Annotated in this window: 9 protein-coding genes; 3 read left to right on the top strand and 6 right to left on the bottom strand. The window is 63.2% G+C overall.

All coding sequences use genetic code 11. The features are described from left to right. Window positions 1-214 precede the first annotated feature (214 nt). The 3 genes from ACI2JX_RS11165 to ACI2JX_RS11155 form a co-directional block, all read right to left on the bottom strand. Complete coding sequence (locus ACI2JX_RS11165) at window positions 215-1,459, bottom strand: MFS transporter (RefSeq protein WP_264236504.1); 1,245 nt, start codon at window positions 1,457-1,459, stop codon at window positions 215-217. A 195-nt stretch (window positions 1,460-1,654) separates the two neighbouring features. Beyond that, window positions 1,655-2,497 (bottom strand): mechanosensitive ion channel family protein, encoded by an 843-nt coding sequence (locus ACI2JX_RS11160; protein WP_186553885.1) that lies wholly within the window; start codon window positions 2,495-2,497, stop codon window positions 1,655-1,657. Between the two features lie 113 nt (window positions 2,498-2,610). Continuing rightward, window positions 2,611-3,096, bottom strand: a complete 486-nt coding sequence (locus ACI2JX_RS11155) for a YajQ family cyclic di-GMP-binding protein (protein WP_264236502.1) — start codon at window positions 3,094-3,096, stop codon at window positions 2,611-2,613. 101 nt (window positions 3,097-3,197) lie between these two features. Between ACI2JX_RS11155 and ACI2JX_RS11150 the strand changes: the two genes are divergently transcribed. Genes ACI2JX_RS11150 through ACI2JX_RS11140 form a run of 3 tightly spaced genes read left to right on the top strand, consistent with a single transcriptional unit; the run spans window position 3,198 to window position 6,748 of the window. Further along, complete coding sequence (locus ACI2JX_RS11150) at window positions 3,198-4,115, top strand: putative 2-dehydropantoate 2-reductase (protein WP_404690082.1); 918 nt, start codon at window positions 3,198-3,200, stop codon at window positions 4,113-4,115. A 38-nt stretch (window positions 4,116-4,153) separates the two neighbouring features. After that, window positions 4,154-6,184, top strand: a complete 2,031-nt coding sequence (locus tag ACI2JX_RS11145; protein ID WP_264236500.1) for an ATP-binding protein — start codon at window positions 4,154-4,156, stop codon at window positions 6,182-6,184. Between the two features lie 3 nt (window positions 6,185-6,187). Then, the gene (locus tag ACI2JX_RS11140) at window positions 6,188-6,748 is read left to right on the top strand and encodes a cob(I)yrinic acid a,c-diamide adenosyltransferase (protein ID WP_404690081.1); all 561 of its coding nucleotides are present in this window, start codon (window positions 6,188-6,190) and stop codon (window positions 6,746-6,748) included. A 45-nt stretch (window positions 6,749-6,793) separates the two neighbouring features. Here the strand turns inward: ACI2JX_RS11140 and ACI2JX_RS11135 are convergent, their stop codons facing one another. From ACI2JX_RS11135 to argJ, 3 genes are all read right to left on the bottom strand, one after another. Then, on the bottom strand, window positions 6,794-7,738 hold the full coding sequence (locus ACI2JX_RS11135) for a Nudix family hydrolase (protein ID WP_404690080.1): 945 nt from the start codon (window positions 7,736-7,738) through the stop codon (window positions 6,794-6,796). Beyond that, on the bottom strand, window positions 7,735-8,367 hold the full coding sequence (locus ACI2JX_RS11130; RefSeq protein WP_264236497.1) for a glutathione S-transferase family protein: 633 nt from the start codon (window positions 8,365-8,367) through the stop codon (window positions 7,735-7,737). The genes ACI2JX_RS11135 and ACI2JX_RS11130 overlap by 4 nt, the downstream gene beginning before the upstream one ends. A 65-nt stretch (window positions 8,368-8,432) precedes the next feature. Beyond that, on the bottom strand, window positions 8,433-9,650 hold the full coding sequence (argJ, locus tag ACI2JX_RS11125; protein WP_186553878.1) for a bifunctional glutamate N-acetyltransferase/amino-acid acetyltransferase ArgJ: 1,218 nt from the start codon (window positions 9,648-9,650) through the stop codon (window positions 8,433-8,435). Between the last annotated feature and the right edge of the window lie 90 nt (window positions 9,651-9,740).

The following is a 9,740-nucleotide window of genomic DNA, read 5'->3' as shown; positions in this document are numbered from 1 at the left end:
ACACAGCGCAAAGCTTGAGGGCTGCGCTGGTAGTTCGGGCCTCTTCGCGGGCAAGCCCGCTCCCACAGGCACAGCGCAAAGCTTGAGGGCTGCGCTGGTAGTTCGGGCCTCTTCGCGGGCAAGCCCGCTCCCACAGGCACAGCGCAAAGCTTGAGGGCTGCGCTGTAACTGTGGGAGCGGGCTTGCCCGCGAAGAGGGCGACACCGATCTCGAATTACGGCGCGACCGCACCTTCTCCCGACTGGCCGCCCACCACAAACCACAATGGCCACAGTGCCAACGCCCCCGCCACACCCGCCGCCAAGGCAAAATGCAACAGGCTCGCGCCCGCTCCGATCATCGCCAGCACCGCGCCACCCAGCCCCAGCAGGGCAATGGTGATCATGCCGAGCATGGCTGACACCAGGCCTTTGCTCTGCTCGCTGGAGAACAAGGTCATGCGGTACAGCACCGCGTTGGCCACGCCCAGGCCCAGGGCATACAGCGACATTCCCGCCACTACACTGGTCACCGACGGCCACAGCCAAGTAGCCAGGACCATCAGCGCCAAGCCAGCCAGGTACGGCAGCAGCGCTCCGCGTACCAGGCTCGGCAGCGGATAGCGATCAGCAATGCGGTTGATGATCAGGTTGCCCATGATCAGCCCACCGAACACCGGCAACTGCCACAGGGCGTATGCCATGGTGCTCAGGCCTTCATCGTGAATCAGCAGCACCGGCGACAAGCCAATCCAGCCAATCAGCGGCAGACCCACCAGACCCAATGCCGCACTGCCCGCAACGAAGCGGCGGTTGCCCAGCAACTGGCCATAGCCTGCCAACAACGGCAACAGGTGGATCGGTGTGTACGGCAGGCGCGAGCCATCGCGGCGCTCGACCCCAAGGGTTTCCGGCATCAACTTGTACAGCAGCAGCCAGGTCAGCACCGCGCCCACCGCAAAGGCCAGGAACAGCCAGCGCCAGTCCAGCCATTGCAGCATCAAGGTACCAACCAACGGCCCCAGCAGCGGCGAGAGCAAGGCGATGTTGGCCAGCAGGGCCATCATGCGCACCGCATCGGCCTCACTGAACGCCTCGTTGAGCGCCGGGTAACTGACCGTGACCACGAAACCCAAGCCGATGCCCTGCAGCAGGCGCAGCAGGTTGAACACGCCGATGTCATGCACCCAATAGGTCGCCAGGCAAGCTGCGCCGAAGATCAGGCAACCACTGAGCAGCAGTGGACGCCGGCCGTAGCGGTCAGCGAGCGGACCGATCAGCCATTGCAGGACCACCCCGCCCAGCAGGTACAGGTTCAAGGCGTGGGGGATGAACTCGGGGCTGGCGTTGAGTTCATCGACCACCACCGGCATGGCGGGCATGACGGCGTCGCTGGCAAGGTAGGTGAGCAGCTCGAACAGGGCCAGGGTCAGGCCGAACAGCAAGGCTCGCCTGGGGGTGATATACAGCAGTGGTTTCATGGCAGGGATCAACGGGGTACGAAGAAAGGTCAGGTTATATGCCAGAAAAGGCGGGGCCTGGCTGTGAACAAGTGTAAGGGCGCAGAAATGAAAACGTGGGAGAGGGCTTGCCCCGCGAATGCGCCAGTCATTGCAACGATATCGTGCGATGACGCGTATTCGCGGGGCAAGCCCGCTCCCACGAGCTTTAAGGGTTTACTCGGTGGCCGCTTCCTGCACCACGCGGATCACTCGCTGCGGGAACGGAATGTCGATCCCTTCGGCGCGCAGACGGTCACGTGCATGCTCGTTGAGCATGAACATCACGTCCCAGTAGTCGGCGGTCTTGGTCCAGATACGCAGGGATACCGTGATCGAGCTGTCGCCCAAGGTAGAAATCACCGCCTGCGGCGCCGGGTCCTGCAACACGCGTGGATCCTGGGCGAGCTCCAGCAGCACGTTGCGAGCTTTTTGCAGGTCTGCGTCGTAATCGACACCGACATCGAACACGACCTTGCGCGTCGGCTGGCGGTTGGTGTTGGTGATGATGCCGTTGGACAGGCTGCCGTTGGGCATGATCACGGTCTTGTTGTCACCGGTACGCAGCACGGTGTGGAAGATCTGGATGCTGTCGACCGTACCGCTGACGCCTTGCGCCTCGATCCAGTCGCCAATGCGGAACGGTCGGAACAGCAGGATCAGCACGCCACCGGCGAAGTTCGCCAGGCTGCCCTGCAAGGCCAAACCGATCGCCAGGCCCGCCGCACCGATGGCAGCCACGAACGAGGTGGTTTCGATGCCGATCATCGACGCCACGCTGACCAGCAGCAGCACTTTCAGGACGATGTTGGCCAGGGTGCTGATAAACCCCTGCAAGGCCAGGTCGGCGTTGCGCAGGCCCACCAGTTTGCCCAGGCGGGCACTGAGCTTGTTGGTAATCCACCAGCCGATGGCCAGGGTCAGCAACGCCAGCAGCAGACGGCTGCCGTATTCCATGATCAAGGGAAGCCAGGTCTGCGATTGGCGGACCAGCTGATCGACCTCAGCGTTCAAATCCATATTTATCTCCTGATGCCGAACGGCACGTACACAGTAAAGCAGGCCGCAGGATTTCAGCGACCGCGGACCCGATGGACATCATTGAGCCAGCGTTGTTCCGGGCCGCTGTGCGATCAGTCGCGGAAGTTGTTGAACTGCAGCGGCATATCGAATTCCTTGGCGCGCAGGGCAGCAATGGCCTCTTGCAGATCATCGCGTTTCTTGCCGGTAACTCGGACCTGCTCACCCTGGATGGCGGCCTGGACCTTGAGCTTGGCATCCTTGATGTGGGCGACGATCTTCTTCGCCAGCTCTTTATCGATGCCTTCGCGGAACTTGGCTTCTTGCTTCATTTCCTTGCCCGAGGCGTAGGCATCCTTGGTTTCCAGGCACTTGACGTCGATCTTGCGCTTGACCAGGGCACCGCGCAGGATCTCGATCATGGCTTCAAGCTGGAACTCGGCCTCGGCGGTCAACAGAACGGTCTGCTCCTTGTCCTTGAATTCGAAGCTACCCTTACCTTTCAGGTCGTAGCGACGATCCAGTTCCTTGATGGCGTTGTCGACAGCGTTCTGCACTTCGTGCTTGTCCAGTTCCGATACCACGTCGAACGAAGGCATGGTTGTTCTCCAAAAATAAAGACGCGCTCGGCATGAAGATGGAGCACGCAGGGTTTGATGGTTAAAATGCGGGACACATTATAACGGGTTGCGAAACGCAGATGAGCAGCACCTGGCATATTCTCGGCGCCGGTAGCCTGGGCAGCCTTTGGGCGTGCCGCTTGGCTCGCGCTGGCAAGGCGGTACGGCTGATCCTGCGCGATCAGCGGCGGCTGGCATCGTATCAGGCCGCTGGTGGCCTGACCCTGGTCGAACAGGATCACCCCGCGCACTTCGCCATCCCGGCCGAAACCGATGACTTCGGTGGCCCGATCCACCGCTTATTGGTGGCCTGTAAAGCCTATGACGCCGCGCCTGCCGTCGCCCGCCTGGCGCCGCGGCTGGCCGAAGGTGCCGAACTGGTCCTGCTGCAGAACGGCCTGGGTAGCCAGGATGAAGTCGCCGAGCAGGTGCCCCACGCGCGCTGCATCTTTGCCTCCAGCACCGAAGGCGCGTTTCGTGAAGAAGACTGGCGGGTGCGTTTTGCCGGCCACGGTTTCAATTGGCTGGGCGACCCACTCAACCCCGCGGCGCCCGAGTGGTTCGACGATCTGCACGACGCCGGTATCCCTGCCGAGTGGAGCGTGGATATCCTCACCCGACTGTGGCGCAAACTGGCGCTGAACTGCGCGATCAACCCTCTGACCGTACTCCATGACTGCCAGAATGGCGGCCTGCTGGGACACCTGGGCGAAGTCAGCGCGCTGTGCGAGGAGTTGGCCGAGTTGCTGCGCCGCTGTGGCCAACCCAAGGCCGCTGAAGAACTGGGCGAAGAGGTCGAACGGGTGATCCTGGCCACTGCAGCCAACTATTCTTCCATGTATCAGGACGTACGCAACGCACGCCGTACCGAGGTGCACTACCTGCTTGGCCACGCCTGTCGCAGCGCTGCTCGCCATGGCCTGCACCTAGCGCAGCTGGAACACCTGCGTCAGCGCCTGGTCGAAAACCTGCAAGCCCGCGGCCTGCCTAGCGACTGACAGCGCCCCTTCAACTGGATACGGACACTGCCTTGCCCATGAACCTGCGCCAACGGCTGGACAACCTCCCGGTCGGGCAGAAACTGCTGGCCGCCCTGCTGGTGCTGCTGGTAACCATCCTGTTGGTGGCCAACCTGACGTTCATCAGCGCCGCGTACTGGATTACCCAGGAAAGCATGGCGCCACAAGCCTTGCAGACCATCGGCCGGCTGGTATCCAACCCGCAACTGTCAGCCCGCGCCGGCGATTCGCCAGAGGCCGCAACTGAACTGCTCAAGGAGCTCGATAGCTACTCGCCGCTGCGCGCCGCCGCCATCTATGGCAGCGACGGACGCATGCTGGCGCAGTTGCAGCATGGCGAGCCACTGGCCTTGCCCAAGCGCTACCGCAATGTCGATGGCTGGCGGCTGATGGAGTTTCGCAGCAGCCAGTTGATCCGCCTGCCGCGCGCCGCCAACCCACCCGCGCACCTGTTGCTGGTCGCCAGCAGCGAACTGCCGACCGCCTTCTACACCGGCACCCTGAGCGCAAGTATCGCAATCCTGATCTTCAGCATTCTGCTCTGGCTGGTGATCGCCCGGCAGATCAAGCGCCTGATCACCCAGCCGATCAACCAGCTCGAAGAACTCAGCCGCCAGGTAACCCGTGAAGAGAGCTATGCCCTGCGTGCCGAGCGCGGCAACGACGATGAGATCGGCAGCCTGGCCAACGCCTTCAACACCATGCTTTCGCGCATCGAGGCCCGTGAGCAGCAACTCAAACGCACCCGTGACGAGTTCCAGAGCGCCTACGACCAGGCCCAGGGCCTGGCCGAGGAAACCCGGCACACCAACCGCAAGCTGGAGCTTGAGGTGCAGGTACGCAGCAAGATCGAGAAGAAACTCACCGGCTTTCAGAACTACCTCAACAGCATCATCGACTCGATGCCCTCGGCGCTTATCGCGCTAGACGAACAACTCTACGTGACCCAGTGGAACCACGAAGCCACGGTGCTCTCCGGCACGCCGCTGGATGAAGCGTTGAATCAGCCGATCTTTATCGCCTTCGAGCCGCTCAAGCCATTTTTGCCGCAGCTTAAAGAGAGTGTCGAGAAGCACCGGGTAGCGAAGATCGAACGGGTCACCTGGCCCAAGGATGACGAGCCGCGCCACTACGCCCTGACTTTCTACCCGTTGATGGGCGGCGGCGGGCGTGGCGTGGTGATCCGCATCGATGACATCACCCAGCGCCTGTCGCTGGAAGAGATGATGGTGCAGTCGGAGAAGATGCTCTCGGTGGGCGGCCTGGCCGCTGGCATGGCCCACGAGATCAACAACCCACTCGGCGCGATCCTGCACAACGTGCAGAACATTCGTCGGCGTCTGTCGCCGGAGCTGCCACGCAACCAGGAGCAGGCCGAAGAGCTGGGCATCGACTTGCCGGTGGTCAACCGCTACCTGGAGAGCCGCGAAGTGCCGCAACTGCTCGACGGCATCCAGCAAGCGGGGGCACGGGCGGCGAAGATCGTCACCCACATGCTCAGCTTCAGCCGGCGCAGCAATCGCCAGTTGGCCCCGTGCGACCTGCCGGCGTTGATCGATCAGGCGGTGGAGATTGCTGGTAACGACTTCGACCTGGCCATCGGTTTCGACTTCAAGGGCCAGGCCATCGTCCGCCAGTTCGATGCCAAACTGGGGCCGGTGCCGTGCACCGCCAACGAGCTGGAGCAGGTACTACTGAACTTGCTGAAAAACGCCGCCCAGGCCATCCACCTGCGCCCGCAGCCCTGCGAGCCGGGGCGCATCACCCTGCGTACTCGGCTCAATCCGCCGTGGGCGGAGATCCAGGTCGAGGACAACGGCATCGGCATGCCCGAAGCGGTGCGCAAACGCACCTTCGAGCCATTCTTCACCACCAAGGAGATCGGCCAGGGCACAGGGCTGGGCCTGTCGGTCTCGTATTTCATCATCACCAACAACCACAAGGGGCAGATGGAGGTGCACTCCACCCCAGGCCAGGGAACGTGCTTTACCCTGCGCCTGCCCCTTGGCCAGCCCGCGCCGACGGCGGCGGGCAATACGGAGGCATGACACATGGGCTATCGCCTGTCGAAGATCTACACCCGCACCGGCGACAAGGGCGAGACCGGGCTTGGCGACGGCCGCCGGGTGCCCAAGGATCACCCACGGATCGAGGCGATTGGCGAGGTGGATAGCCTCAACAGTCAGCTGGGGCTGCTGCTGGCAGGTCTGAGCGAGGCAGGGTTGGATGAGCTGAGCGAGGTGCTGGCGCCGTGTCAGCATCGCCTGTTCGATCTCGGTGGGGAGCTGGCGATGCCCAGTTATCAAGCGTTGAACCAAGCAGAGGTGGAGCGGCTGGAGACGGCTATCGATCTGTGGAACGAGGAGCTCGGGCCGCTGAAGAACTTCATTCTGCCCAGTGGATCGGCATTGGTGGCACAGGCGCATGTTTGCCGTAGCCAGGCGCGCAGTGCCGAGCGGCGCTGTCAGCAGCTCAATGCGCTGGAGCCGCTGGCCGGAGTGGGCTTGGCGTATATCAATCGGCTTTCGGATTTGCTGTTTGTCGCGGCGCGGATCATTGGCCGGCGCCAGGGGCTGGCGGAGGTTTTGTGGCAGGCAGCTACAAAACCTTGAGGCTGAAATTGCTGGGGCTGCTTTGCAGCCCCTTGCAGTGGCGACTCAAACCTCAGGCCAAAACGCCCGAATCCCCGCCACACCTTGCGCCCCCATCTGCCAGGCACGCTCACGCTGTTCGGCGCCCACACCGCCAAGCAAGAACACCGGCCGGCTAACCCCCTCGATCAACCGCCCTGCCTGCTCCCAGCCCAACGGCAGCGCTTCTGGATGGGTCTGGGTCGCCTGTACCGGCGACAAGGTGACGAAATCCACGCCCATCTGCTCAGCCAGGGCCAACTCTTCCGCCGAATGGCACGACGCCGCCAACCAGCGGTTCTCCGGGAACGGGCGCCCTTTGGCGGCATACTTACGCAACTGCGCAGCGGTCAGGTGCCAGCCCGCGGCGGGGAAGTCACCCAACCATTCCAGCGGCCCCTTGAGCATCAACTGCGCCTTGCCGGCACACAGCCCGACCGCATCCACTGCCACGTCTCGGTACTTGGGGTCGTACATATCCGGTGCGCGCAGCTGGATCAACTTGATCCCGCTTGCCACTGCCTTCTGGATACCGCGCAGCATCTGCGGCACCTCAAGCCCATCGGGGGTGATCAGGTACTGATCGGGCAAACGCGCAGCCGCGACGATCGGCTTGTTCGCCTCAGGGAATTCATACTGGCCCAGATCACGCGGCGCAACCCACTCCAGCGGCTGGCCCTCGACGCCATGCGGCTCGCCCGTGAAGGCATCGACTTCACGCACATCCAGCAGCACCTGCTTGTCCGGGTAATCGTGGCTGATCTTGATCAGCGGCCGCGAGCGGCTCACGTCGATACCGAGCTCCTCGCGCAGCTCTCGGGCCAGAGCCGCTTCGACGCCCTCACCCTCCTCCACCTTGCCGCCGGGGAATTCCCACAAGCCGCCCTGGTGCTGGGTGTCGGCGCGGCGCGCAATCAGAATGCGCCCATCAGCGCCACGGATGACTGCCGCTACTACATGAATCCGTTTCACCCTTCACGCTCCGCCAAGCCTGCTTGCTGCCAGGCCTGGAAGGCCGGCCATTGATAGATGGTCTCGATGTAGCTGGCCGCTTCGGCCGGCACTTCCACCCGATAGGTACGCAGGCGTACGGCTACAGGGGCGAAGAACGCGTCGGCCAGGCTTGGCTTGCCGAACAGGAACGGGCCGCTTTCCTTGGCCGCCAGGCGGCATTCGGACCACAGCGCGACGATGCGGTCGATGTCCACCTGCACGTCCAAGGGCACGTTTTCCAGCGCCTGGTCCCGCGACAGGTCGAACGGCATCGCCCCACGCAGGGCGAAAAAGCCGCTGTGCATCTGCGCGCAGGCCGAGCGCGCCTGGGCACGCGCGACAGTGTCGGCTGGCCACAGTTGAGCGTGAGGATGACGCTCGGCCAGGTACTCGCCAATCGCCAGCGAGTCGGCGATGACGCCGTGCTCGGTCTTGAGCAGGGGCACCTTGCCAGACGCAGAAAACGCCAGGATACGCGTGCGGGTATCGGGTTGGTTGAGTTTGATCAGGGTTTCTTCGTAGGGCACACCGGCCAGTTCCAGGGCCAGGGCGCCACGCAGCGACCAGGAGGAGTACAACTTGTCGCCGATGATCAGGTGGTAACTCATGGTTCGGCTCCATCTAAGTGGCTGAAGTGCCTTGGGGCCGCAGAGCGGCCCCAAGGATCAGCAGATCAGGTGCGATACTCAGCGTTGATCTTGACGTACTCGTGGGACAGGTCGGTCGTCCAGATGGTTTCGCTGCACTGCCCACGACCCAGCTCGATCCGAATGGTGATTTCCTCCTGGGCCATCACCTTGGAGCCTTGCTCTTCGGTGTAGCTTGGGCTACGGCCACCTTTGCTGGCGATGCACACTTCGCCGAGGAACACGTCGATCAAGCTGACATCCAGTTGCGGCACACCGGCACGGCCAACGGCGGCGAGGATGCGGCCCCAGTTGGGGTCGGAGGCGAACAGGGCGGTCTTGATCAGCGGCGAGTGGGCCACCGCGTAACCAACGTCCAGGCACTCCTGATGATTGCCACCACCGTTGACCTCCACGGTGACGAACTTGGTAGCGCCTTCACCGTCACGCACGATGGCCTGGGCGACTTCCATGCAGACTTCGAATACCGCCTGCTTCAGCGCTTCGAACAGCGCGCCTTTGGCTTCGCTGATCTCGGGCACATCGGCCTTGCCGGTGGCAATCAGCATGCAGCAGTCGTTGGTCGAGGTGTCGCCATCGATGGTGATGCGGTTGAACGACTTGTTGGCACCGTCGAGCATCAGGTCCTTGAGCACCGCTGGGGCGACCTTGGCGTCGGTGGCGATGTAGCCGAGCATGGTGGCCATGTTCGGGCGAATCATGCCGGCGCCTTTGCTGATGCCGGTAACGGTGATGGTTTGACCTTCGAACTGGAACTGACGGCTAGCACCCTTGGGCAGGGTGTCGGTGGTCATGATGCCGGTGGCGGCTTCGGCCCAGTTGTTTTCCGACAGGTTGTCCAGGGCGGCCTGCAGCGCGCCTTCGATTTTCTCGACCGGCAGCGGCTCACCGATCACGCCGGTGGAGAACGGCAGTACCGACTGGGCGTCGACACCGGCCAGCTCAGCCAGCTTGGCGCAGGTGCGCTCAGCGGCGGCCAGGCCAGGGGCGCCGGTACCGGCGTTGGCATTGCCGGTGTTGGTCAGCAAGTAGCGTACGGTGCCCTGCACGCGCTGCTTGGAGAGGATCACCGGGGCGGCGCAGAAGGCATTGAGGGTGAATACGCCGGCAACGCTGGAGCCTTCGGCGCAGCGCATCACTACCACGTCCTTGCGCCCAGGGCGCTTGATGCCCGCCGAAGCGATGCCGAGTTCAAACCCCGGAACCGGGTGCAGGGTGGGCAAAGGACCAAGACCAACAGCCATGAATGCGCTCCTAGAAAATATGTGCCGCACAAGATACGGCCAGGCGTGAGAGGGAACAACGCCGCGAAGGTCGAAACCGTTCGCGGCGCA

It is taken from the genome of Pseudomonas sp. NPDC088890, assembly GCF_044900155.1.
GTDB classification, from domain to species: Bacteria; Pseudomonadota; Gammaproteobacteria; order Pseudomonadales; family Pseudomonadaceae; genus Aquipseudomonas; species Aquipseudomonas urmiensis.
Note: the sequence above shows the minus strand (reverse complement) of the source record. Positions and strands in the feature narration are given on the sequence as shown.